The organism is Gandjariella thermophila, from assembly GCF_005405885.1.
GTDB lineage: Bacteria > Actinomycetota > Actinomycetes > Mycobacteriales > Pseudonocardiaceae > Gandjariella > Gandjariella thermophila.
Genome location: NZ_BJFL01000004.1, coordinates 145285 through 169477, shown reverse-complemented (window position 1 = coordinate 169477; position 24193 = coordinate 145285). Strand labels below are relative to the sequence as shown.

The window sequence follows — 24193 nt, the reverse complement described above, 5'->3', positions numbered from 1 at the left end:
GCTACAGCGCGGCGATCTCGTACCTGCTGGCCAGGGCGCTGACGAAGAGGTTCTTCACGATGGCCAGGCCGCCGGGCACGTGACTGTCCGGGCGCAGCACGTAGACCGCGTCCGCGGAGGGCTTGCCGGCGTCGGAGAAGTGCAGCAGCGGGTTCAGACCTCCCGTGTCGATGGTGTGCTGGCTGCGGAAGGCCCGGTGCACCCCCTCCCGGGTCAGGTCCTTGTTGGCGCAGGCGGTCGCGAGGATCTCGCCGTAGGCGTTGGCCACCGCGTAGCCGTAGTCCACCGCCGCGCTCGGCGCGTCCGACGGGTAGCGCGCCCGGAACGCGGCGGCGAGATCCCTGGCCGCCGGGATATCCGCGCCGAACGGCGCGTAGGAGGACACCATGAGCAGCTTCTGCTCCAGCCACGGGGCCATCTGGGTGCGCAGGATGGCCGGGTCGAATCCGGGGTTGTCGGACAGGATCGGCACGTCCAGCCCGGCGGCCCGGGCGGCGGTGGCGATGGCGACCGTCTGCGCCGGGGTCACGCTCGCCAGGATCGCCTTCACCCGCTGCGCCTTCAGCGTGGCGAGCTGCGCGGTCATGTCCCGGGTCTTCTCGTCCACCTTCACCGGGACCAGGCTGAGCCCGAGTTGACCGGCCGCGAAGGTGCTGCCCTGCAACGCGTTGCCGCCGTAGTCCCCGTCCAGGTAGACGTGGCCGACCGCGTCGCCCCGGGTCACGCCGCCCTGGTTGACCAGGTAGTCCAGCCCGTTGACCATCTCCAGGTCGTATGTGGTGCCGGTGACCATCAGGTACGGGTGCCGCAGCAGCCACGACGACCACCCCGCCGGCGCGGCGAGCACCTGGTCCTGCAGGATGTCCTGCTTGAGCGCATCGGTCATCGGCGAGCCGAGCAGCTGGACGAAGCCGAGCACCTTCGGCTCCACCTGGGAGTACAGGTCGATGGCGCGCTGCGCGTTGTACCCGTGGTCGGCGACCACCAGCCGCACCTGCCGGCCGCAGATCCCGCCCGCCGCGTTGACCTTGTCGAAGTAGAGCTGGTTGCCCTGCATCAGGTTCTTGCCCAGCGGAGCGAACGGGCCGCTGAGATCGCCCAGCACGCCGAGCGAGATGGTGTCGGCGGTGACTCCCGGACCGGTGAGCACGTTGCCGTCCGTTCCGGCGCAACCCGTGGTCAGCGCGACCAGGGCCATGACTCCGGCGGCGAGCGCGCGCGGCAGGGAGAGGCGCATCCGTGGACCCCTTCTGGACACATCGGCGGTGATGGGGTCGCCGATTGTGTAACCGCGAGGATAGCGGCATGAAATGCGCACGTGCCGGGATTCCGGGGGGCGCCCGGAAAATGCGTCGCGCGGGCTATTCGGTGCCGCCCGAACGGCCTCGGGTCAACTACCGAGGGAGCCACGGATGGCTATGCGCGCGCACAGCGAGACGGTGACGGCGGCACATGGCGAAGTGTGCCCGACGTCCGGACGATGTGCGCAACCCGTGGCGCCGCGCGTGCGCCGCCGATGCCGACCGCCCATCGAGGAGCCCGGAATGCTCAATCTCGCCGTCATGCTCGAGGACAGCGCCCGCGAGGTGCCGGACCGGGACGCCGTTGTGCTTGGTGACCAGCGGTGGAGCTACGCGGAGGTGGACGCGGCCGCGAACCGGGTGGCCAACCTGCTGGTGGAATGCGGGGTCGGCGCCGGGGACAAGGTGGCGATCAGTTGCCCGAACCTGCCGTATTTCCCGATCATCTACTACGGAATCCTCAAGGTGGGCGCGGTCGTGGTGCCGCTGAACATCCTGCTGAAGGGTCGGGAGATCGCCTACCACCTGGACGACTCCGAGGCGAAGGTGTACTTCTGCTTCGAGGGCACACCCGATCTTCCGGTCGGCGTGCACGGCCGCGCCGGTTTCGAGCAGGCCGCCAAGTGTGAGCATTTCTTCCTGCTGACGGCCGATCCGCACGCCCCTTCGGGTGCGGTGGACCGCACGTTCGCCGAGGCGGTGCGGGACCGGCCGACCACGTTCGGCACCGCGCTGACCGAACCCACCGACACCGCGGTGATCCTCTACACCAGCGGAACGACCGGCCAACCCAAGGGCGCCGAGATCAGCCACGCCAACCTCGTCCTCAACGCGCTCACCTGCCACCGGCTCTTCGGTGACCACCCGCACGACGTGCACCTGGTGACCCTGCCGCTGTTCCACACGTTCGGCCAGACCGTGCAGATGAACTACGGGTTCAGCGCCCGGGCCACGCTGGTGCTGCTGCCCCGGTTCGACGCGGCGGCCGCGCTGGCCACGATGGTCCGGGAGCGGGTGACGTTCTTCGCCGGCGTGCCCACGATGTACTGGGGCCTGCTCGGCGCCGGAACCGGCGACGCGGCCGTGGCCGACGCGGCGCGGAACCTCCGGATCGCGGTGTCCGGGGGCTCCGCGCTGCCCGTCGAGATCCACAGGAGGTTCGCCGACCGGTTCGGCGTGTCGATCCTGGAGGGCTACGGGTTGTCCGAGACCTCGCCGGTGGCCACGTTCAACCGGCCCGACCGCGAGCCGCGGGTCGGCTCGGTGGGCCTGCCGATCTGGGGCGTGGCGGTGAAGCTGCTGGACGCGCAGGGGGACGAGGTGACCGGCGAGGGCGTCGGCGAGATCGCCATTCGCGGCCACAACGTGATGAAGGGCTACTACCGCAGGCCCGAGGCCACCGCCGAGGTGCTCCGCGACGGCTGGTTCCGCACCGGCGACATCGGCCGCCGTGACGCCGACGGCTACTACTACATCGTGGACCGCGCCAAGGACATGATCATCCGCGGCGGGTTCAACGTGTATCCCCGGGAACTGGAGGAGGTGCTGCTCACCCATCCGGCGGTGAGCCTGGCCGCGGTCGTCGGCGTGCCGCACGACAGCCACGGCGAGGAGATCAAGGCGTACGTGGTCCGCCAGCCGGGCGCGGAGATCACCGAGGCGGAACTGGTCGCCTGGTGCCGGGAGAACATGGCCGGCTACAAGTACCCGCGCCTCGTCGAGTTCCGCGACTCGCTGCCGATGACCGCGACCGGCAAGATCCTCAAGCGGGAACTGCGCTGACCGCCGGTTCCGGAACTGGGCGGACCTGCGGCGACGAGCATGGGAACGCGCCTTCCGGAACAGGCGCCGACACCGACGGAGCAGCCAGGCCCGCACACCCCCGCGTTTCGACACGGACGGTAATACCTTCCCCCACCGGCTGGACTCGGATGGCCCAACGACCTTAGGTTGCCCCGAGATCGGCGAGAGACCCTCGGTGCGAGGGCCGGCGTCTGGAGGGGAGCGGCATGCGGGCGAGCCGGTGGGTGCGCTGCGGTGTGGTGGCGGCCATGGTCGCGCTGGTCGGCGCCTGTGGTGGCGGCGGAGCCACGGACGACAACTCGGCGCTGGGCCACGCGCGTTCCGGGAAGCTCACCATCGGCGTCGCACGCGACCAGCCCGGCCTCGGGTTCCGCGACCTCAACGGCCACTACGGGGGCCTGGACGTGGACGTGGCCCGCTACGTGGCCAAGGAACTTGGTGTCGACGAAAGCGGTATCACCTGGAAAGACACCCAGATGGAGCAGCGCGGGACGATGATCACCAGTGGTGCGGTGGACTTCGTCATCGACGCGTACTCGATCACCGACGGGCGCAAACAGACCATCACCTTCGCCGGGCCGTACTTCATCGCCGGCCAGGACCTGCTGGTACGGCTGGACGACCACAGCATCACCGGCCCGGAGACGCTCAACGGCAAGAAGCTGTGCTCGGTGAAGGGCACCACCTCGGCCCAGGCGGTCAAGGACCGGTTCGCGAAGGGCACCCAGCTGGTGGAGTACAACCGGTTCTCCGACTGCGTCACCGCGCTGCTCGCCAGCATCGTGGACGCGGTGACCACCGATGACACCATCCTCGCCGGCTACGCCGCGCAGAACCCGGAACTGTTGCGCGTCGTGGGCAAGCCGTTCACCCAGGAACGCTACGGGATCGGGCTGAAGAAGGGGGACAACGCCAGCCGGGACGCGATCAACGCGGCCATCGAGAAGATGATCTCCAGCGGGGCGTGGCGGGACATCGTGCAGCGCAACCTGGGTGGCGGCGGCTACAAGATCCCACCGCCGCCGCAGGTCACCGAGCGGTGAGCCGGCGGCCTACCAGGTGTCCACGCAGGGCCGCCCGCGGCCCTGCCGGGGTGCCGGCGGCGGGGCTGCGCGCAGCACACCGGCCACCACCTCGCGGGTGTCCGCCGGGTCGATCACGTCGTCGATCTCGAAGTAGCTGGCCACGTTGAGCGCCCTGCCGTGCTGGTAGGCGGCGGCGACCATGCGGTCGAACTCCGCCGCCCGCTCGGCCGGGTCGGCGATCGCCTCCAGCTCCCGCCGGTAGCCCAGCCGCACCGCGCCCTCCAGGTTCATCGGGCCGAACTCGCCGGTGGGCCAGGACACGGTGAGCACCGGCGCGCGGAAGCTGCCGCCGGCCATGGCCTGCGCGCCCAGCCCGTAGCCCTTGCGCAGCACCACGGTGCAGAACGGCACGGACAGGCTGGCCGCGGTGACGAACATCCGACCGAAGTGGCGGACCTGCGCGGTTTCCTCGGCCTCCGGGCCGACCATGAACCCCGGGGTGTCACAGAGGAACAGGATCGGGATGTCGAAGGCGTCGCAGAGCTGCATGAACCGGGCCGCCTTGTCGGCGCCGTCGCGGTCGATCGCGCCGCCGAGGTGCCCGGGGTTGTTCGCCACCACGCCCACCGGCCGGCCCTCGATCCGGGCCAGCGCGGTGACCATGCCGGCGCCGAACCGGGCCCGCAGCTCCAGCACCGAGCCGGTGTCCGCGAGGATGCCCAGCACGGCGCGCACGTCGTAGGCGCGGCGGCGGTTCTCCGGCACCGCGGCGCGCAGCAGCCGCTGGTCCGCGCAGTCCCACCCGGCCAGGTCGCCCTGGAAGAAGCCCAGGTAATGTTTGGCCAGCCGGACCGCCTCCGCCTCGTTCGCGGCGACCAGGTCGACCACGCCGTTCGCCGCCTGCACCGGCAGCGGGCCGATGTCCTCCGGGCGGTAGCGGCCCAGCCCGCCGCCCTCGATCATCGCCGGACCACCCATCCCGATGTTCGCGCCCTCGGTCGCGATGATCACGTCGCAGCAGCCGAGCAGCGCGGCGTTGCCTGCGAAGCAGCGCCCCGAGGCGATCCCCACCGTCGGCACCAGCCCGGACAGCCGGGCGAACAGCGCGAACGCCATACAGTCCAAACCGGACACACCGGGCGCGTCGGTGTCCCCGGGGCGGCCACCGCCGCCCTCGGCGAACAGCACCACCGGCAACCGCAGCCGCTCCACGATCTCGAACAGCCGGTCCTTCTTGTCGTGGTTGTGCTTGCCCTGGGTGCCGGCCAGCACCGTGTAGTCGTAGCTGAGCACCGCACAGCGGGCCCGGTCTTCCCCGAACAGCGCGCCGTTGACCCGGCCGATGCCGGACACCAGCCCGTCCGCCGGGGTCTTCTCGATGAGTTCCCGGACGTCGCGCCGGCCGCGCTGCGCGGCGATGGCCAGCCCGCCGTACTCCACGAAGCTGCCCGGGTCGCACAGGTCGGCGAGGTTCTCCCGGGCGGTGCGCTGCCCGGTGCGCCGCCGGCGGGCCACCGCGTCCGGGCGGGCCGCGTCCCGGGTCAGCTCCTTGCGGCCGTGCAACTCGGCCAGGTCGGGACGGATCGCCTCGGGGTCCACCACCTCCTCGCCGGCCACGCCCTCGTCGTCCACATCGGACGGTTCCAGGAACGCCAGCGGCTCCCCGGCGAGCACGGTGTCTCCGGCGGCGACGCCGATCCCGCGCACCACACCGGCGGTGCCGGCGCGGATCTCGTGCTCCATCTTCATCGCCTCGAGCACGGCGAGCGTGCCGCCGGCTCGGACCCGGTCGCCCTCGGCCACGTCGACGCGCAGCACGGTGCCGGGCATCGGCGCGGTGGCCGGCACCGTGCCGTCCGGCCCTGCCGGCGCAAGCGCGGTCTCCGGCCCGGGTTCTCCGAGCAGCTCCGCCAGCTGCTCCTCGAGGAACCGGGTGTGCACCCGGTGCGCGGCGAAGTCCGGGTGGCGCAGCACGTTGCGCAGCAGGCCGAGGTTGGTGGCGACGCCGTCGGCGCGGAACTCGCCCAGCGCGCGCACCGCCTTGGCCGCCGCCGCGGCCAGGTCCGGCGCGCGCACCACCACCTTGGCCAGCAGCGGGTCGAACGCGGGATGGCTGCGGTAGCCGGTGTGCGCCGCGGTGTCCACCCGCACCCCGGGGCCGGTGGGCGGCTCGAACGCGGTCAGCGTGCCGCCGGACGGCACCGCGGAACCATCCGGGGCGAGGGTTTCCGCGTTCACCCTGGCCTGGATCGCGCAGCCGCGCGGCGGCGGCACGTCGGTGGTGCCCAGGCCCAGCTCGGCCAGCGTCGTGCCGGTGGCCAGCCGGAGCTGCGCGGTCACCAGGTCCACGCCGGTCACCTCCTCGGTGACCGTGTGCTCGACCTGCAGCCGCGGGTTGGCCTCGAGGAAGACGAACTCGCCGTTGGCGTCGACCAGGAACTCGGCGGTGCCCAGCCCGCGGTGGCCGGCCGCGCGGGCGAGCCGCAGCGCCGCGTCGACCAGCCGCCGGCGGATCGGTTCGCCCAGCCCGGGCGCGGGCGCCACCTCGATCAGCTTCTGGTGCCGTCGCTGGATGCTGCAATCCCGTTCCCACAGGTGCGTCACGGCGCCGGTGTCGTCGCCGAGCACCTGGACCTCGACGTGCCGGGCACGGGCGCGCAGCTCCTCCACGTACAGCTCGCCGCGGCCGAATGCGGCGACCGCCTCGGAGCGGCACCGCCGGAACGCCTCGTCCAGCTCGGCCGGGTCGGTCACCACCCGCATGCCGCGCCCGCCACCGCCGGCGATCGCCTTGACCACGATCGCCGCGCCCGCGCCGAGCGAGGCGAGGAACTCCCTGGCCTGCGCCACCGTGGTGGGGCCGCCGGTGCCGGCCGGCACCGGAACCCGGTGCGCCGCGGCGAACCGGCGGGCGGCCGCCTTGTCCCCGAACAGCTCCAGCACCTCGGGCGGCGGTCCGACGAAGGTCAGCCCGCGCTCGGCGCAGCCGCGGGCGAACGCCGCGCTCTCGCTGAGGAAGCCGTAGCCGGGGTGCACCAGCTCGGCGCCCACCTCGGCGGCCACCGCGAGCAGCCGCTCGGCGTCCAGGTAGCCGGCCGCGCCCGCAGCGGTCAGTGGCCGGGCCTCGTCGGCGTACCGCACGTGCCGCGCGTCGGCGTCGTCCGGGGAGTAGACGGCGCAGGTGCGCCAGCCGAGTTCGGCGGCGGCCCGGATGACCCGGATGGCGATCTCCCCGCGGTTGGCCACCAGCACCGTCTGCTCGCCCATGGCGGCACTGTACCGACCAGTCGGTATGAGCCGGAAGGGTCGCGGCGCCGGCCGGCGGTTGACGGCGTGGTGCGCGCCACTTAGTTTCCCTGACATACCGTCCGGTCGGTCTGATGATGCGCGCGTCGCCTGGCCGGGCGTTGTGCTGGATGGCTCCAGCGGCTTCGCGGACGAGGAGGACCGAATGACGGCAACGGCGCCCACACCCTTCGACACCGCCGGGGTCACCCGGGGACCCGACGGCGTATCCCGGTACGACACGCTGCCCGAGAGTCTGGTGCACATGCTGCGCGCCCAGGTGGACGAGAACGGCACCGGGGAGGCGCTGATCGAGGTGGGCGGTGAGCGGCTGAGCTACCGCGAGGTGTGGGACCGGGCCTCGCGGGTCGCCGGCGGGCTGCGCGCCGCCGGCGTGGGCCGCGGCGACCGGGTCGCCATCCGGCTGCCCAACGGGATCAACTGGGCCCTGGCGTTCTGGGGCACCCAACTCGCCGGCGCGGTCGCCGTCCCCGTGAACACCCGGTTCACCGAGTCCGAGGCGCGCTACGTGATCGAGGACAGCGGCGCGGCGTACGTGGCCGAGCCGGAATCCCCGCTGCCGGACGGCGCGCCGTACGCGGTCGAGGACGCCGCCGTCGAGGACGTCGCGGCGATCTTCTACACCAGCGGCACCACCGGCTTCCCCAAGGGCGCGGTGACCACGCACGCCAACTTCCTGTCCAACTGCGAGAGCTGCAACCGGGTCCGGCCCGTCGACACCGATCCGCACCCGCGCACGCTGATCTCCGTGCCGCTGTTCCACGTCACCGGCTGCAACAGCCAGATGCTCACCGCCACCTACCTGGGCGGTACCAGCGTGATCATGCCGCAGTTCGAGGTGACATCCTTCCTCAGCACCATCGAGCGGGAACGGATCGACTGGCTGACCAGCGTGCCGGCGATCCACTGGCTGGCCATCAACCACCCTGACTTCCCCCGCATCGACGTGTCCGGCGTGCGGATGCTCTCCTACGGGGGCGCGCCGATCGCGCCCGAACTGGTGTCGAAAATCAAGAAGGCGTTCCCGGCGGCCCGGGTCGGCAACGGCTTCGGCCTCACCGAGACCTCCAGCCTGTCCACCTACCTGCCGCACGAGTACGCCGCCGACCACGCCGACTCGGTCGGCTTCCCGGTGCCGGTCTGCGACGTGAGGCTGGACGTGCTCGACGACGCCACCGGCGCGGGCGAACTGCTCATCCGCGGCCCGCACGTGGTGCGCGGCTACTGGAACAAGCCGGAGGCCACCGCGGTGACCTTTGTGGACGGTTGGCTGCACACCGGCGACGTGGCCAGGATCGACGAGCAGGGGCTGGTCTACATCGTGGACCGGGCCAAGGACATGATCAACCGCGGCGGCGAGAACGTGTACTGCGTCGAGGTGGAGAACGCGCTGGCCGGCGCTCCCGGCGTGTTCGAGGCCGCGGTGGTCGGCGTGCCGGACGAGGTGATGGGGGAGAAGGTCGGCGCGGTCGTGGTACCGGCGCCGGGCACCGGCTTCGACGTCCACGCCATGCTGGAGTACCTGCGGGAAAGGTTGGCGGACTTCAAGGTCCCGCAGTACGTGGCGGTGCGCACCGAGCCGCTGCCCCGCAACCCGGGCGGGAAGATCCTCAAGGGACCGCTGCGCCGCGACACCCAGTGGGGCCAACCGGTGCGCTGAACGCCCGGGCACCCGGCCGGAGGATGCTCCCTGCCGCCTCGGCGGGAGGGAGCACCTCGGCGGTGCCGTCGGCCGCCTCGGCGGGACGGAAATACGTCAACCTTTAACCACCCCCAGTAGGTTGATGATCCACCGCTGATCGGGCCAAGCTGCGCTGGTCCCCACGTCACCCTGCACCGGAGGGGTCAGCACATGAGGTTCTTACCGAAACGCCGGCGGGTCGTGCTCGCCGCCGTCGCCGCGTTACCACTCGCCGCCCTGTTCGCCCTGCCCGCGGCCCAGGCGGGGCCCGCGCCGGCCGGAACCGGGCTCGCCGCCAGCGTGCAACGCGCCGCGGTGGACTCGCTCACCAGCACCACCGGGATCGCCGCACCGGACGCGCTGCGCCGGCTGGCGGGCCAGCGGGCGGCGGCCGCCCGCGCCGCCGAGGTCGCCGGCCAACTGGGCGCCGGCGCGGCGGGCTCCTTCCTCGACGCCGGCACCGGCGCGCCCGTGGTCAACGTGCTCGACTCGACCAGCGCCGAGCGGGCGAGGGCCGCCGGCGTCACCGCGAAACTAGTCCGCTACGGCATGGACCAACTCCAGGCCACCAAGCGGGCGTTCGACGCGATGGCCGGCGTGCCCAACACGGCATGGGGCATCGACCCGTCCACCGACCAGGTCGTGCTCACCGTCTCCGACGCCGCCCCGGCCGACGGTGCCACCCGGCTGCTCGCCGCCGCCGCGCGGTTCGGCGACCAGGTCCGCGTGCGACACACCAGCCGGCCGATCACCCGGCAGGTGCTCGACGGCGACGAGATCACCACCGGCGCGATCATCTGCTCGGCCGGCTTCAACGTGAACAGGAACGGCCAGAACTACATCATCACCGCCGGCCACTGCACCCAGGGACTGCCCGACTGGCAGGGCATCGGGCCCTCGGTGGACTCCAGCTTCCCCAGCACCGACTACGGCCTGATCCGCAACGACTCCTCGGACGCGCCCGGCGCCGTCGACCTCTACGACGGCACCAGCCAGCCGATCACCTCGGCCGGTTCCGCGTCCGTGGGTGAGCAGGTCTGCAAGAGCGGCCGCACCACCGGACTCACCTGCGGCACGGTGCAGGCGCTTGACCAGACCGTCGATTACGGCAACGGTGACGTGGTCTACGGCTTGATCCAGACCGACGTGCACTCCGACCACGGCGACAGCGGCGGCGCGCTGTTCGACGGCGGCACCGCGCTGGGCACCGTGTCCGGCGGCGACAGCCAGACCGACTACTTCCAACCCGTCACCGCCGCACTGAGCGCGTACGGCGTCAACCTGAACTGATCGGCGGGCGGCGGGGTCCCCCGGCGCCCCCTGGCCGCCGGGGGACCCCGCCGCCCGCGCCGCCGGGATCGTGCGGCCGCGCCGGCACGCCCCGGGGTCGCTCAGTGCTCGTTCCGGAACGCGGGTGTTCGCCCTGGCGCGTTCCCATACTCGTCATCGCAGGTCAGTCCCGTTCCGGAACAGGCTGTCAGACCGGCCGGGTGACCACGGGCAGCTTCCGGGGGCCGACGATGATCCGCGGGTCGTGCCACACCGCCCCGCCGGCCACGGCGATCTCCGCGAACCGGTCCAGCAGGATGCCGAGCGCCACCCTCGTCTCCAGCCGGGCCAGCGGGGCGCCGAGGCAGAAGTGGATGCCGTGCCCGAAGGTGAGGTGCGTGTTGGGCTGCCGGCGCACGTCGAACCGGTCCGGCTCGGGAACGTGCGCGCCGTCCCGGTTCGCCGAGGTCACCCAGAGCAGCAGCATCCGCTTCGCCGGGATCGCCTGCCCGCCCAGCACCACGTCCCGGGTGGTCAGCCGGGCCAACCGGCTGAACGGCGTGCGGAACCGCAGCACCTCCTCCACCGCCGCCGGGATCAGCCCGCGGTCGGCGCGCAGCGCGGCGGCGGCCTCCGGGAACTCGTGCAGGCAGGTCACCGCGTTGCCGAGCAGCAGGGTGGTGGTGATGTGCCCGGCGAGCAGCAGCAGGCCGACGAAGCCGATCATCTCCTCGTCGGTGAGCCGTTCCCCGTCCGTCTCGGCGAGTGCCAGGTGGCTGATCAGGTCGTCCCGCGGGGCGGCGCGGCGGGCGCGGATGTGCTCCAGCAGGTAGGCGCTCATCTCGCGGAGCGGGCGCGCGCGGGACTCCATGAACTCCGCGTCCGGCAGCACCGTCGGCTGGTCGATGTCCTCGAACATCGCGTCCGCCCACCGGCGGAACGTCGGCTGGTCCGCGGCCGGCACGCCGAGCATCTCGGCGATCACGGTCACCGGCAGCGGGTAAGCGAGGCGGTCGACCAGGTCCCACCGGTCGGCGCCGCCCAGCGCGTCCAGCAGGTCGGTGGTCACCTTCGCGATCCGTGGCTCCAGCCCGGCGACCAACCGCGGGGTGAACGCCTTGCTCACCAGGCCGCGCAGCTTCCGGTGCTGCGGCGGGTCCATCCGCGCGAAGTTGCCCCGCTGGAACAGCTCGAAGTCCTCCTGCGGCGGCAGCAGCCCGGTCAGGTCGGAGGAGTAGGAAACCGGATCCGCCAGCACCTCCGACAGGTCGGCGTACCGGAACACCTGCCACACGCCGTGCTCGTCGCAGGCCACCGGGTGGTTCGCGCGCGCGTCGGCGAACCAGTCCAGCAGATCGTCCGGGTCGGCCGGTGGTGCGGTGAGGCCGATGCCGCCCTCGGTTGCGGTCATGGCGGAAACCCCCTTGGTGAGCGCCCGGTCAGGGCTGGTGCTGAACTCTCAGCTCCCGCTCCGCGAACGCACGCTGCCGCTCGAAGAGCCGGATGATCGTGGGTGCCAGCGCGCGGACGGCGGCCGCACCGGCCGGCGGCACCGGTTCGAACGCGTTGCGAACCGTCCATGCGAGCGCGTCCGCCTGCGCCGAGAGGTCGGGCCGCTGCTCCGCGATGACCAGTGGGGTGGCCAGGTAGAACCCGGTGCTGGTGGCGCTCAGCGCGTACGCCTGGGTGTCCGGATCGAGGTCGGTGCGCAGCAGGCCGTGCTCGCGCAGCATGGCGTAGTACTCCCGGCGGGCCGCGGTCTGCTCCGCCTGCAACGCACCACCGGCGCCGTACTCGGTCAGCCGGCCGAGCAGTTCCTGGTCCTGGGTGAGCGTGGCCCGGATCAGCGGCCGCTCCATGCTGGCCAGGAAACTCGCCCGGATCAGCCGGTGCAGCCGCAACTCCTCCGGGTCCCGTCGGATGCCGTCGATGAGCGCACCGAACATCTCCAGCCACTCGCGCAGCACGGCGGCGTAGAGCAGCGCGTCCCGGGTTTTCCAGTGCAGGTAGACGGTGCCCTTGCCGACCGAGGCGCGCTTGGCCACCTCGTCCACGGTGACCCGCTTGTACCCCCAGCGCAGCAGCAGGTCGGTGGCCGCGTCGAGGATCCGCTCGGCCCTGGCCCACCGCGCGTCCTCGTCGAGGCGTGTCTCCGCCCGGTCCGCGGTCACCCGATCCTCCCGCCTGACGTGACGCTGTGACCAATCTTGAAATCTGGTCATCGAGTCACCGTTGACGGTAGACCGGCTCGGGGCGGCCGTCAACCCGTCCTTGGTCGGGTTCGCACTGCGTAACGCCCGCCCCCGGGTCGAGCGATCACATGACCACGACGTCGAGGGCGGACTCGCGTCGGCGATCACGGAGCGCTCGTTGGCGGGGCGGCGAGGGTCGTGCGCACTGTCGGCACTGGGGAGGGACCCGTGTTCTCGTCACGCCGTAGCAGGCAAAGCAGACGAACCAGTCGTTCAGCGCGCGGCACTGCCGGGCAGGAGGAATCCGGCGGCAGACGCGGAGCCCGCCGCCTCACCCGCCGGTTACTGCTCGGCGCGGCCGCCGCGTTCGGGCTGGCGCTGCTCGCGGCGCCGTTCGGCGCGGTCGCGGACACCGTCACGATCTCGCACGACAACCAGCGCACCGCCTGGGACCCCGCCGAGCCGAACCTCGCGCCGTCCGCGGTGTCCTCCTCGGACTTCGGCCAGCAGTTCGCCGCCACCGTGGACGGCCAGGTGTACGCCCAACCGATCGTGGCGGCCGGGACGCTGGTGGTGGCCACCGAGAACAACAAGGTCTACGGGCTCAACCCAGCCACCGGCGCGCAGAAGTGGACGGTGGACCTCGGACCCGCCTGGCCGGCGTCCGCGGTCAGTTGCGGTGACCTCACCCCGAACATCGGCGTGACGTCCACCCCGGTGTACAACCCCGCCACCGGTGCGGTGTACGTGATGGCCAAGGTCAACGACGGCCCCGACGTCGACAACCCGCACTGGAAACTGTTCGCGCTGGACGCGGCCACCGGCGCGACGAAGACCAACTTCCCGGTGACCATTCAGGGTTCGCCGGACAACGACCCGCTCACCCCGTTCCATCCCAAGACCCAGCACCAGCGACCTGGCCTGCTGCTCCTTGACGGCGTGGTCTACGCGGGGTTCGGCGGTCACTGCGACCGCACCCCGTACGCGGGTTACGTGGTCGGGGTCAACGCCGCCACCGGGAAGCAGACCGCGATGTGGACCACCGAGGCGGGGCAGTCCTCCGCCGAGGGCGGCATCTGGCAGGCCGGCGGCGGGCTGGTCTCCGACGACTCCGGGCGGATCTTCTTCGCCACCGGCAACGGGATCGCCCCGGCGCCCGCGCCGGGCAGCCCGCCACCGTCCACATTGGGCGAATCGGTGGTGCGGCTCGGCGTCAACGCGGACGGCACGCTGGCCGCGCAGAGCTTCTTCAGCCCGTACGACAACCTCAAGCTCAACCAGGACGACGCGGATCTCGGTTCCGGCGGGCCGGTGGCGCTGCCGGACTCCTTCGGCGCCGGAACCAGCCACCCGCACCTGCTCGTGCAGGTCGGCAAGGACGGCCGGGTCTACCTGCTGGACCGGGACAACCTCGGCGGCAGCGGCCAGGGCGCGAACGGCGGCGACGCCGTGGTGGGGATGACCGGCCCGTTCCACGGCGTGTGGGGCCACCCCGCGGTGTGGGGCGGCGACGGCGGCTACGTCTACACGGTGGAGAGCAACGGTCCGCTGCGCGCGCTGCGGTACGGCGTCCAGGGCGGCAACCCGGTGCTCACCTCCGTGGGCACCAGCGTGGACACCTTCGGCTACACCTCCGGCTCCCCGGTGGTGACCTCCTCGGGCACCACGTCCGGTTCCGCGCTGGTCTGGGTGGTCTACAGCACCGGCCCGAGCGGCACCGGCGCGCAGCTTCGCGCCTATGACGCGGTGCCGCAGAACGGGGTCATGCACCTGCGCTACTCCGCGCCGATCGGCGTGGCGGCGAAGTTCGCCGTGCCCGGCACCGACGGCGGCCGGGTGTACGTGGGCACCCGGGACGGCAAGGTGCTCGGCTTCGGCCGGCCCAGCACCGCGGTGCTCACCGCGCAGCCCTACGACTTCGGCTCGGTGGCGGTGGGCAGCACCGCGACCGGCACGGTTACCGTGACCGCCAGCCGCGACCTCACCGTCTCGCAGATCACCACGGACGCCCCCTTCTCGGTCAGCCCACCGCAACTCCCAGCGACCGTCCTCAAGGGACAGACGCTGGACGTCTCGGTCGGCTACACCCCGTCCACCTGGGGTGCCGCCACCGCCACGCTGTCGTTCACCACCGACGCCGGCACCGTGGGCGTCGACCTGCACGGCAACGGCACCCAGCCCGGGCTCGGCGCCAGCCCGGCCACCCTCGACTTCGGGGAGGTGCGCACCGGCGCCGCCAAGGAACTGGGCGTGAGCATCGTGAACACCGGCACCCAGCCGGAGACGATCACCGGCGCCACCGCGCCGTCGGCCCCGTTCACCGTGACCAACCTGCCGTCCGCGGGGACCGTGCTGCCACCCGGCAACAGCACCGTCGTCACGGTCACCTACACGCCCACCGCCGGCAGCGACACCGGCATCGCGGACAGCGGCCAGCTCGTGGTCAACGGCGACGCCGGCTCGGTCACCGTGCCGCTATCCGGGACCGCGCTGACCGGCCAGCCGCTGCTCACCGTGACCCCGAAGGGGCTCGACTTCAACACTGTCCCGGTTGGACAGTCGGTGACGAAGACCTTCGACATCGGCAACACCGGCACCGTGCCGCTGACCATCACCAAGGCCAAGGCGCCCGCCGGCGTGTTCTCCACCACCGACCCGATCGCCGAGGGCCAGGTGATCGCGCCCGGCGACGTGATCCACCAGAGCGTCACCTTCATCCCCACCGACACGCTCGGTGCGACCGCCACGTACCTGGTGAAGGGCGACGACGGCAACCCGGAGACGCTGGTCCAGCTCGCCGGGAACACCCATCCCATCGAGGACTACTACGAGAAGCTGGGCGGGTCCCGCGGCTTCCTCTCCGACCCGGTCGGCTCCGTGTACAGCACGCCGGGCGGCGGCATGGCCCAGGACTACCGGGCCGGAACCATCTACTGGTCACCCAGCACCGGCGCGCACGAGGTGCACGGCGAAATCCTCGCCCACTACAAGGCCATCGGCGGTCCGGGCAGCCCGCTGGGCTACCCGGTCACCGACGAGACCGGCACGCCGGACGGCGTGGGCCGGTACAACCACTTCAACGGCACCGGCGGGGCGTCGATCTACTGGACGCCGAACACCCACGCGTGGGCCGTCTACGGGGCGATCCGGCAGCACTGGGCCGCCATGGGATGGGAGCGTGGACCGCTGGGCTACCCGGTCACCGATGAGACCGGCACGCCGGACGGGGTCGGCCGCTTCAATCACTTCAGCGGCAGTGGTGGTGCGTCGATCTACTGGACGCCGAGCACCGGCGCCTGGGCGATCTATGGCCTGATCCGGCAGCACTGGGCCGCCATGGGATGGGAGCGCGGCCCGCTGGGCTACCCGGTCACCGACGAGCGGGGCACGCCGGACGGCGTGGGCCGGTACAACCACTTCAGCGGCAGTGGTGGTGCGTCGATCTACTGGACGCCGGGCACCGGTGCGTGGGCGGTGTACGGCGCGATCCGCCAGCAGTGGGCGGCGCTCGGCTGGGAACGCGGCCGGCTCGGTTACCCGACCAGCGACGAGTTCGGCATCACCGGCGGCCGCCGCAACAACTTCCAGCACGGCGCCATCGAGTGGTACGCGTCCAACGGCGCCACCCGGGTGATCTACTACTGATCAAAGAACCGGTGGCGGCGGCCGCAGTGTCGCCGCCACCGGACCGCCCGGTCAGCCGGGCGCGCCGACCGGGGCCCCGGTGACCATCCGGTGCAGCGCGTGCGGGCGCTGCCGGCTCTGCGCGTCGACCGGGGTGGAGGTGGTCCACCTGCTGCCCGGCATGGCCGTCGCCGGCGTCGGGCAGGGCATGGTGATGAGCCCGCTGATCGGGATCGTCCTCTCCGACGTGCCGTCGGCCCGCGCCGGGGTGGGCAGCGGCGTGTTCGTCACCACGCAGCAGACCTCGCTCGCCCTCGGCGTGGCCACGCTGGGTTCGCTGTTCCTGTCTCTCGCCGCCGGCGGGGTGGGGGTGCGCGGAGCGTTCGTCGCCGTGCTGCTGGTGCAGGCCGCGGTGCCGGTGGTGTTCGCGGTGGCCAGCCGCGGGCTGCCGGATCCCCGCCGGTGATCTTCACGGGATCTCGGCGCGCTCCGGCGGGGGTGGCCACACCACGCGGGGCCCCACCACGGACGCGCCGAGCCCGGTGACCCGGCCGCGCAGCTCCCGGTCTGCGGTGATCACCAGGCAGGGACGGTCCGCGCCACGCTCGCGCAGCAGGTCGACGATGGCGTCGTCGCCGCTGCCCGGCGCGGAGACCACCCGGACTCCATGCGCCGAACCGAGCCCCCGCGCGGCCCCCTCCACCACGAGGACCAGCTCGAACGGCGGCCGCCGCGCCCACGCCGGCACCGTGCCGCGCCGATCCCCGGGCAGCCCGCGGGCCGCCACCTCGACCAGCGCGTCGCGGAGCCGCTCGGCGGACCCGAACCGGTCGCGCCACCACCCGTCGGGCACCGAGCCCACCACGTTGGCGGCGTCCACGACCATCAGCGGCAGCGCGGCGGGTTCGTCGGATACGGCCATGCCGCCAGCCTGCCACCCGCGGCGGTCCCGGTGGGACGCGGACAGCCCGACAAGCCGGCCCGCGCAGGGTGGCGCCGGCTCAACCCAGCGCCGCGAGGACCCACTCGTGAAACCGGCCGATGTGGTGCTCCGAGGGGACCAGCACCCCGCCACGGGCGTAGGCGCGCGAACCCATCGCCGGCTGGCAGCGCTCGCAGGCGGCGAAGTCCTGCTGGTTGACCCGGTGGAACAGCTCGACCGAGCGGGAGAGGTCCCGGCCGGAACCCACCACCTCCGGCGCGTACAGCCAGTCGCACTCCACGATCGTGCGGTCCACCGCGACCGGGAACATCCGGTGCAGGATCACGTGGTCCGGCACCAGGTTGAGGAACACCTGCGGCCGCACCGTGATCGCGTAGTAGCGGCGGTCCTGGTCGGCGCCGACGCCGGGCAACCGGTCGAAGCCCGCGCCGCCGTCCACGGTGAACCCGTCGACCTCCGGGCCGAAGGCGGCACCGTGGCCCACGTAGTACTGAGCCGCGTACCCGCCGGCGAACTCGGGCAGCACCTCGGTGAGCTCCGGGTGGATCGTGGCGCAGTGGTAGCACTCCATGAAGTTCTCCACGATGAGCTTCCAGTTGGCCGCCACGTCGTAGCGGATCCGCCTGCCCAGCTCCAGCCCGGGCAGGCCGTAGGCGTCGATCGCGGTGTCCGAGCCCAGCCGCTCGGCCACCGTGCCCGCTACGGTGTCTACAAAGGACGGCGGTGGGTCGGCGAGGCACACCCAGGCGTAGCCGAGCCACTCGCGCAGGTGCACCGGCACCAGCCCGTACCCGGCCCGGTCCACGTCCGGCATCGAGGTCAGGTTCGGCGCGGCGACGAGCTTCCCGTCGGTGCCGTAGGTCCACGCGTGGTATGCGCACTGGAACGCGCGCCGCACCGTGCCGGACTCCTCGACGCACAGCCGTGCGCCGCGGTGCCGGCACACGTTCAGGAACGCGCGCGGCGTGCCGTCCCGGCCGCGCACCACGATCACGCTCTCGCGTCCGATCTGGACGGTGCGGAAGTCGCCGGGCCGGGGGAGGTCCGCGGCGCGCACCGCGCAGCACCACATCGACTCGAAGATGCGCCGCTGCTCCCGGCCGAACAGGTCAGGGTCGGTGTAGAAGTGGCCGGGCAGCGTGGGCACGAGGCTGCCGGGCAGGTCGGTCTGGGTCATGCTGGGTCGCCTCTCGGGCTTCGGGGCGGGGTCGGGTTACCCGGTGAAGGCACGTTTGGGGTCGAACAGCGCGACGGGGTGGCGGGTGCCGCCGTCGAGCGCGAGATCGGCCAGGATCTCGCCGACCACCGGGACGAACTTGAAGCCGTGGCCGGAGAACCCGCAGGCCACGGTCACCTGGTGGTGCTCGGGGTGGATGCCGATCACGAAGTGCTCGTCGGGGGTGTTGGTGTACATGCAGGTGGCGGCGCGCAGGAAGGTGCCGGGTAGGTCCGGGATTGCCGCGCCGGCGAACTCGGCGATCGCGGCCACCTCCTCCGGGTGCACGGTGCGGTCGATGGTGTCCGGGGTGCAGGTGCGGCCGCCGCGGAAGAACGCCACCTTGACGCCGTCCTCCGGCCGGCCCAGCGCGGGGAAGCCGTAGCACTGGCGGCCACCACGCTCCCAGACGTAGATGGGATGGTGGTCGGCGCGGAACGGTTCGACACCGCCGCGCGGCGCGAACCAGTACTGCACCTGCCGCTCCACGGTGAACGGCACGCCGATGTCGGCGAGCATCTCGGGCGCCCAGGCGCCCGGGCAGACCACCAGGCGCTCGGCGGTGTGCACCGCCTCGGCGGTTTCCACCCGCACGCCGCTGCCGTCGCCGAGCGCCGACCAGGACCGCACGCGCTGCCCGAACCGCAGGTCGGCGCCGGCGCGGGCGGCGAGGTCGAGGTGCGCGGCCACGCTCTCCTCGGGCACCACCAGCCCGGCGTTCGGCTCGTACAGCGCGACCTCGCCGGGGGCGGGCCGCATGGTGGGGAACCGGCGGCGGATCTCGCCGGCGTCGAGCAGGTCGTGCGGCAGGTCCCACTGCCGCGCGCTGGCCACGCTGCCCGCCACGGTGCGGCTGCCCGGCGACCCGATCATCAGCCCGCCGGTGAGGCGCAGGATGTGCCGGCCCGAGTCGCGCTCCACCTCCAGCCACAGCTCGTGGGCGCGCAGCAGCAGCGGCACGTAGGCCGGGTCCTCGAAGTAGGCCTGGCGGGTGATGCGCGAGCCGCCGTGGCTGGAGCCGTGGGTGTGCACCGGGGTGAACCGCTCCAGGCCGAGTACCCGCCGGCCGCGCCGGGCCAGCCGGTAGGCGGCGGCGCTGCCCATGCCGCCAAGCCCGATCACGATGACGTCGTAGGGAGGCATGGCAACTCCTCGGCCTCAGGCGCGGAGCCGGGTCATCCGCGGGTCGAACAGCGGTTCCTCGGCGACCCGGTAGGGCAGCCGGTCGCCGAAGTACTCGACGTCCACCGGCCGGCCGGGCACCGCGGCCTCGGCGGGGAGCCACGCGTACGCGATGCACTGCCCGACGGTGTGGCCGAAGGCGGCGCTGGTGACGTAGCCGGCGGGCGTGCCGGCCACGAACACCGGCTCCGATCCCATCACCACCGCGCCCGGGTCGTCGCTGACCAGCGGGACCAGCCGGCGCCGCACGGTGTCCGGGGACCGGCCGGCCAGCGCGTCCCGGCCGACGAAGTAGCCCTTGTCCATCCGCACCGCGAAACCGACCCCCGCCTCATACGGGTCGTGCTCGCCGGTCATGTCGGTGCCCCAGGACCGGTAGCCCTTCTCCAGGCGCATGCTGGTGAACGCGGCGCGGCCGGCCGCGATGATCCCGTGTTCCTGCCCGGCGTCCCACAGCGCGTCCCACAGCGCGCGGCCGAGGTCCGCCGTGGTGTACAGCTCCCAGCCCAGCTCGCCCACGTAGGACAGGCGCAGCGCGGTGACCGGGACGCCGGCCACGGAGAACTGCCGGGCCTGGAAGTACCGCATCGCCTCGGCGGAGACGTCCTCCCGGGTGAGCGGCCGCAGTACCGCCCTGGCAAGCGGTCCCCACAGGCCGACGCAGCAAGTGCCTGGGGTGATGTCGTCGATCCGCACCGAACCATCCGGGGGCAGCCAGCGGCGCAGCCGGGCCAGGTCCAGGTTGCCGTTCGCGCCGACCTGGAACTGCTGCTCGCCAAGCCGGGCCACGGTGAGGTCGCTGCGGATGCCGCCGGCCTCGTCCAGCATCAGCGTGTAGGTCACCGTGCCCGGCTTCTTCGCGATCTGGTTGCTGGTCATGGTCTGCAGGAAGTCCAGCGCGCCGGGCCCGGTGACGGACAGCCGCTTCAGCGGGGTCATGTCGAACATCGCCACCCTCTGCCGGGCCACCAGCGCCTCCGCGCCGGCGGTCGGCGACCAGTACCGGGCGGCCCAGCCGGTGCGCGGCGGCACCCGCGCCACCTCCGGCAGGTCCGCGTTGGCCTCGTACCACAGTGGGCGTTCCCATCCGGCGGCCTCGCTGAACACCGCGCCCAGCCGCTGCTGGCGCTCGTGGAACGGGCCGGTGCGCAGCGGGCGCAGCACCTCGGCGGGCTGCGACGGGTGCACGATGTCGTAGACCTCGACGAAGCTGCGGCAGCTCCGTGCGTGCACGTACTCCGGGGAGAGCTGGGCCGGCTCGAACCGGGACAGCTCGCAGCCGTGCAGGTCCACCCCGGGCTGGCCGTCCACCAGCCACTCGGCCATCGCCCTGGCCGCGCCGGCGGAGTGGGTGATCCACACCGCCTCGGCGACCCAGAACCCGGCCAGGTCGGGATGCTCCCCGAGCAGCGGATTGCCGTCCGGGGTGAACGAGAACAGGCCGTTGATGCCCTCCTCGACCTTGGTCTCGCCGAGCGCGGGCAGCAGGTCCACCGCGGCCCGCCAGGACTCCTCGAAGTCGGGCGGGGTGAACGGCCGCTCCGACGGCATCCCGGCCATCGCCCGCGGGTCGCCGATCTCGTCGGGGGCGAGCGGCATCGGCCGGTGCCCGTACGCGCCGATGCCGATGCGGTCCACGTGCTCGCGGAAGTACAGGTCGGCGTCCTGGTGCCGGAGGATGGGCAGGCTCGCCTCGGTGCGCTCGTCGTTGGCGCCGGCGATCGCCGCGACCGGCCCGGTCCTGGCGTACTGGTGCGCCATCGGCACCAGCGGCACCACCAGGTCGACCATCCGGCCGATCAGCGGGCCCCACATGCCGGCACAGCTGATCACCACGTTGGCCCGGAAGCTGTCGGTCTCGGTGACCACGCCGGTGACCTTGCCGGCGGAACGCTGGATGGCGGTCACCTTCTGCCGGGCCAGGAACCGCGCGCCGCGCGCCATCGCCCGCCGGGCCTGTGCCTCGGCCGCGCGCAGCGGCTTGGCCAGGCCGTCGCCGGGGATGTGGAAGCCGCCCAGGATCGCGTCCGGGTCGAGCAGCGGGTGCAGCGCGGCGCACTCCTCCGGCGTGCGCAGGTGGCTCGGCACGCCCCAGGAGGTGGCCCAGCCGTGCCGGCGCTTGAGGTCGGCCCAGCGCTCCGGGGTGGTGGCCACCTCCAGCCCGCCCACCGGCCGGAAGCACCACGCGCCGTCCAGGGTCAGCTCGCGGTACTTGCCCACGGTGTAGCGCGCCAGGTCGGTCAGCGTCTTGCAGCCGGTCGTCTGGAACACCAGACCCGGCGCGTGCGAGCTGGATCCGCCAGTGGCGAACAGCTCGCCCTGCTCCAGCACGGTGACGTCGGTCCAGCCGCGCGCGGTGAGCTCGTCGGCCAGCGCGCAACCGACGATGCCGGCGCCGATGACGACCACCCGCGGCCCGCCGCCCATCAGCGCATCACCTCCCCGCTCCGTCCACTGCGGACTTGTCCACTGTGGAATGTCGGTCGGCGCTCGCTTCTTCGACGGGTACGGCGGTGGCTCGGGGCGGCGGTGTGGTGGGTCACGGCCACGTCCTCCTGGGATCGGTGCGGAACGGCGGGCACGGCGACGGCGCGGCGGTGCGCGGTGTTACGGCGGTCAGAACGTCCGGTATTTGTTGTGTTAAGCGAGACGCGACTCGCGTGATGCAACACGATGCGAGCCGCGTGCGGCCGTGTCAATACGTCATTCGTGGTCGGTCTCCCGCCCCGGGAAACCGTTGCGAGCAGCAAGAAAGCCTGGGCGGAAGTGACCGCCGGGTAGCCTGCCGGAGCCCCTTGACGCGACCGCGGCAAACCAGCACGCTGTTGCAGCATTCAAGCCACGTTCTGGATGCCGCAACGGAGGGGGACTTCACTCATGATCGAAGCCTGTCGCCTGGTCGACCTGCCTCCCGGCGAGTCGGTGCGCGTCTCCGCGCACGTGCCAATCGCGGTGTTCAACGTCGACGGTGCGCTGTACGCGATCGACGACACCTGCACCCACCAGGACGCGTCCCTCGCGGACGGCTGGCTGGAAGGCTGCTTCGTGGAATGCCCGCTGCACGCCGCGTCCTTCGACCTGCGCACCGGGATGCCCACCTGCCTGCCCGCCAAGCGGCCGGTGAACGTCTACCCGGTGCACGTGTACGACGGCGTGGTCTACGTGGACACCCCGCCGACCGAGGGTGTCGCGTGACGCCGGTGCCGAGCGCGGCAGCCGGCAAGCACACCACGCGCGCGCCCGGGCCGCAGGGCCGCGCGCGACCTCGCGAAGAAGGGGGCGTCGCGTGAGAACGATCGCCGTGGTCGGCGCGTCGCTGGCCGGCGTGCGCGCGGCCCAGGAACTGCGCGCCCAGGGCTACGCGGGGCGGCTGGTCGTCGTCGGCGCGGAGGCACATCAGCCGTACGACCGGCCGCCGCTGTCCAAGGACGTGTTGCTGGGCAAGGCGACTCGGGCGGAGATCGCGCTGCTGGACGACGGCGAGGTGGCGCGGCTGTCCGCCGAGATGTGGCTGGGCGTGCGGGCCGAGCGGTTGGTGCCGCCGGCTGGCGCCCTGGTCCTGTCCACCGGGTCGGAACTGCCGGTGGACGGCGTGGTGATCGCCACCGGCGGGGTGGCGCGGCGGCTTCCCGGCGCGCGCGGGATCCGCGGCGTGCACGTGCTGCGTACCCTGGACGACGCGCTGGCGCTGCGCGCGGACCTGCTCGCCGGCGCGACCCGGGTGGCGGTGGTCGGCGGCGGTTTCGTCGGCGCCGAGGTGGCGTCCTCCTGCCACGCGCTCGGCGTGCCGGTCACGGTGATCGAGGCGCTGCCGGTGCCGCTGTCCCGGGTGCTCGGCGAGCGGATCGGCGCGGTGTGCGCGGACCTGCACACCGACCACGGCGTGGACCTGCGCTGCGGCGTGTCGGTCGCCGGGCTGGTCAGCGTCCCGGACGGTGCCGGTGGCCGCCGGGTCACCGCGGTCGAGTTGAGTGACGGCGGGCGCGTCGACGCCGACGTCGTGGTGGTCGGCGTGGGGATGCGTCCGGCCACGGAGTGGCTCGCCGGTTCCGGCATCGCCGTGGACGACGGGGTGCTCTGCGACGCCGGTTGCGTGACGCGGCTGCCCAACGTGGTCGCCGCCGGCGACGTGGCGCGCTACCAGGCGGACGCCACCGGGCGCCGGGTGCGCCACGAGCACTGGTCGAACGCCGCGGCGACGCCGGCGACCGCGGTGCGCAACCTGCTCGCCGGGCGCACCGTGGCCCGCCACGCGGCCGACGGCTATGTCTGGTCCGAGCAGTACGGGGTGCGTATCCAGTTCGCCGGCCAGGTCGATCCGACCGGCGAGGTGCGGTTCGTCGACGGTGCGCCGGCGGATCGTCGTTTCGTGGCAACGTATCACCGCGACGGCGCAGTGGTTGGTGTGCTTGCCTTCGACAGTCCGCGACTGTTCACCAAACTTCGCCGCCAATTGGCCGCGATCCACGCGCGGTAGACCGATCGGCACACACCCGATACACCGTCTGCCACAGGCACCACGCGCTGTGTGAGGCAATCTTCTGCCGAGAGTGACGCATCTCAAACGAGAAAGCTCGAACACTTGACGGCTGTGTCACGGGCGGCGCATGGTTGTCCACATTAGAAGATTGTTTCGCTATGCGAAACGGCG

General features: G+C 72.5%; 16 protein-coding genes. 8 read left to right on the top strand and 8 right to left on the bottom strand.

Translation table 11 applies throughout. The annotated features are described in order from the left end of the window. Nucleotide 1: 1 nt before the first annotated feature. Nucleotides 2-1237: an ABC transporter substrate-binding protein gene (locus FFT21_RS06555; protein ID WP_137812861.1), complete on the bottom strand. Its 1236-nt coding sequence runs from the start codon at nt 1235-1237 to the stop codon at nt 2-4. A gap of 307 nt (nt 1238-1544) precedes the next feature. On the opposite strand from FFT21_RS06555, the gene FFT21_RS06550 reads away from it, so the two are divergent. Together FFT21_RS06550 and FFT21_RS06545 are read left to right on the top strand one after the other, a co-directional pair. Next, on the top strand, nt 1545-3083 hold the full coding sequence (locus FFT21_RS06550) for a long-chain-fatty-acid--CoA ligase (protein ID WP_137812860.1): 1539 nt from the start codon (nt 1545-1547) through the stop codon (nt 3081-3083). Between the two features lie 227 nt (nt 3084-3310). After that, nucleotides 3311-4147 carry a glutamate ABC transporter substrate-binding protein gene (locus FFT21_RS06545; RefSeq protein ID WP_137812859.1) on the top strand — a complete coding sequence of 279 codons (837 nt, stop codon included), beginning with the start codon at nt 3311-3313 and terminating at the stop codon, nt 4145-4147. A gap of 9 nt (nt 4148-4156) precedes the next feature. On the opposite strand, the gene FFT21_RS06540 is transcribed toward FFT21_RS06545, so the two are convergent. Beyond that, nucleotides 4157-7396 carry an acetyl-CoA carboxylase family protein gene (locus FFT21_RS06540; protein ID WP_137812858.1) on the bottom strand — a complete coding sequence of 1080 codons (3240 nt, stop codon included), beginning with the start codon at nt 7394-7396 and terminating at the stop codon, nt 4157-4159. Between the two features lie 184 nt (nt 7397-7580). Between FFT21_RS06540 and FFT21_RS06535 the strand changes: the two genes are divergently transcribed. After that, nucleotides 7581-9095: a class I adenylate-forming enzyme family protein gene (locus FFT21_RS06535; RefSeq protein ID WP_137812857.1), complete on the top strand. Its 1515-nt coding sequence runs from the start codon at nt 7581-7583 to the stop codon at nt 9093-9095. Between the two features lie 192 nt (nt 9096-9287). Further along, nucleotides 9288-10406 (top strand): S1 family peptidase, encoded by a 1119-nt coding sequence (locus FFT21_RS06530; protein WP_137812856.1) that lies wholly within the window; start codon nt 9288-9290, stop codon nt 10404-10406. 187 nt (nt 10407-10593) lie between these two features. On the opposite strand, the gene FFT21_RS06525 is transcribed toward FFT21_RS06530, so the two are convergent. Together FFT21_RS06525 and FFT21_RS06520 are read right to left on the bottom strand one after the other, a co-directional pair. Beyond that, nucleotides 10594-11796, bottom strand: coding sequence for a cytochrome P450 (locus FFT21_RS06525; RefSeq protein WP_137812855.1), 1203 nt, complete (start codon nt 11794-11796; stop codon nt 10594-10596). A 28-nt stretch (nt 11797-11824) separates the two neighbouring features. Further along, nucleotides 11825-12556: a TetR/AcrR family transcriptional regulator gene (locus FFT21_RS06520; protein WP_225978140.1), complete on the bottom strand. Its 732-nt coding sequence runs from the start codon at nt 12554-12556 to the stop codon at nt 11825-11827. A gap of 249 nt (nt 12557-12805) precedes the next feature. Between FFT21_RS06520 and FFT21_RS06515 the strand changes: the two genes are divergently transcribed. Next, the gene (locus FFT21_RS06515) at nt 12806-16222 is read left to right on the top strand and encodes a choice-of-anchor D domain-containing protein (RefSeq protein WP_192909410.1); all 3417 of its coding nucleotides are present in this window, start codon (nt 12806-12808) and stop codon (nt 16220-16222) included. A 79-nt stretch (nt 16223-16301) separates the two neighbouring features. Next, the gene (locus tag FFT21_RS06510) at nt 16302-16667 is read left to right on the top strand and encodes an MFS transporter (protein WP_192909409.1); all 366 of its coding nucleotides are present in this window, start codon (nt 16302-16304) and stop codon (nt 16665-16667) included. 3 nt (nt 16668-16670) lie between these two features. On the opposite strand, the gene FFT21_RS06505 is transcribed toward FFT21_RS06510, so the two are convergent. The 4 genes from FFT21_RS06505 to FFT21_RS06490 all read right to left on the bottom strand — a co-directional run bounded on the left by FFT21_RS06505 (nt 16671) and on the right by FFT21_RS06490 (nt 21969). Continuing rightward, nucleotides 16671-17123 (bottom strand): PIN domain-containing protein, encoded by a 453-nt coding sequence (locus tag FFT21_RS06505; protein WP_137812852.1) that lies wholly within the window; start codon nt 17121-17123, stop codon nt 16671-16673. Between the two features lie 79 nt (nt 17124-17202). Further along, nucleotides 17203-18321, bottom strand: coding sequence for an aromatic ring-hydroxylating oxygenase subunit alpha (locus FFT21_RS06500; RefSeq protein WP_137812851.1), 1119 nt, complete (start codon nt 18319-18321; stop codon nt 17203-17205). Nucleotides 18322-18357: 36 nt separating this feature from the next. Next, complete coding sequence (solA, locus tag FFT21_RS06495; RefSeq protein ID WP_137812850.1) at nt 18358-19503, bottom strand: N-methyl-L-tryptophan oxidase; 1146 nt, start codon at nt 19501-19503, stop codon at nt 18358-18360. Between the two features lie 15 nt (nt 19504-19518). Further along, on the bottom strand, nt 19519-21969 hold the full coding sequence (locus tag FFT21_RS06490) for a GcvT family protein (protein WP_137812849.1): 2451 nt from the start codon (nt 21967-21969) through the stop codon (nt 19519-19521). 450 nt (nt 21970-22419) lie between these two features. Here FFT21_RS06490 and FFT21_RS06485 point away from each other — a divergent pair, with 450 nt between their 5' ends. Both FFT21_RS06485 and FFT21_RS06480 read left to right on the top strand, forming a co-directional pair. Further along, entirely contained in the window at nt 22420-22737 is a 318-nt protein-coding gene (locus FFT21_RS06485) for a bifunctional 3-phenylpropionate/cinnamic acid dioxygenase ferredoxin subunit (protein WP_137812848.1), read from the top strand. A 91-nt stretch (nt 22738-22828) separates the two neighbouring features. After that, the gene (locus FFT21_RS06480) at nt 22829-24019 is read left to right on the top strand and encodes an NAD(P)/FAD-dependent oxidoreductase (RefSeq protein ID WP_137812847.1); all 1191 of its coding nucleotides are present in this window, start codon (nt 22829-22831) and stop codon (nt 24017-24019) included. Nucleotides 24020-24193 lie beyond the last annotated feature (174 nt).

Excerpts from the sequence above, each read along its gene's own strand:
- FFT21_RS06550 (WP_137812860.1), top strand. The coding sequence starts at position 1,545 with ATGCTCAATCTCGCCGTCATGCTCGAGGACAGCGCCCGCGAGGTGCCG.
- FFT21_RS06535 (WP_137812857.1), top strand. The coding sequence starts at position 7,581 with ATGACGGCAACGGCGCCCACACCCTTCGACACCGCCGGGGTCACCCGG.
- FFT21_RS06545 (WP_137812859.1), top strand. The coding sequence starts at position 3,311 with ATGCGGGCGAGCCGGTGGGTGCGCTGCGGTGTGGTGGCGGCCATGGTC.
- FFT21_RS06485 (WP_137812848.1), top strand. The coding sequence starts at position 22,420 with ATGATCGAAGCCTGTCGCCTGGTCGACCTGCCTCCCGGCGAGTCGGTG.
- FFT21_RS06530 (WP_137812856.1), top strand. The coding sequence starts at position 9,288 with ATGAGGTTCTTACCGAAACGCCGGCGGGTCGTGCTCGCCGCCGTCGCC.
- FFT21_RS06505 (WP_137812852.1), bottom strand. The coding sequence starts at position 17,123 with ATGGCCGTATCCGACGAACCCGCCGCGCTGCCGCTGATGGTCGTGGAC.
- FFT21_RS06525 (WP_137812855.1), bottom strand. The coding sequence starts at position 11,796 with ATGACCGCAACCGAGGGCGGCATCGGCCTCACCGCACCACCGGCCGAC.
- FFT21_RS06490 (WP_137812849.1), bottom strand. The coding sequence starts at position 21,969 with ATGGGCGGCGGGCCGCGGGTGGTCGTCATCGGCGCCGGCATCGTCGGT.
- FFT21_RS06500 (WP_137812851.1), bottom strand. The coding sequence starts at position 18,321 with ATGACCCAGACCGACCTGCCCGGCAGCCTCGTGCCCACGCTGCCCGGC.
- FFT21_RS06555 (WP_137812861.1), bottom strand. The coding sequence starts at position 1,237 with ATGCGCCTCTCCCTGCCGCGCGCGCTCGCCGCCGGAGTCATGGCCCTG.
- solA (WP_137812850.1), bottom strand. The coding sequence starts at position 19,503 with ATGCCTCCCTACGACGTCATCGTGATCGGGCTTGGCGGCATGGGCAGC.
- FFT21_RS06540 (WP_137812858.1), bottom strand. The coding sequence starts at position 7,396 with ATGGGCGAGCAGACGGTGCTGGTGGCCAACCGCGGGGAGATCGCCATC.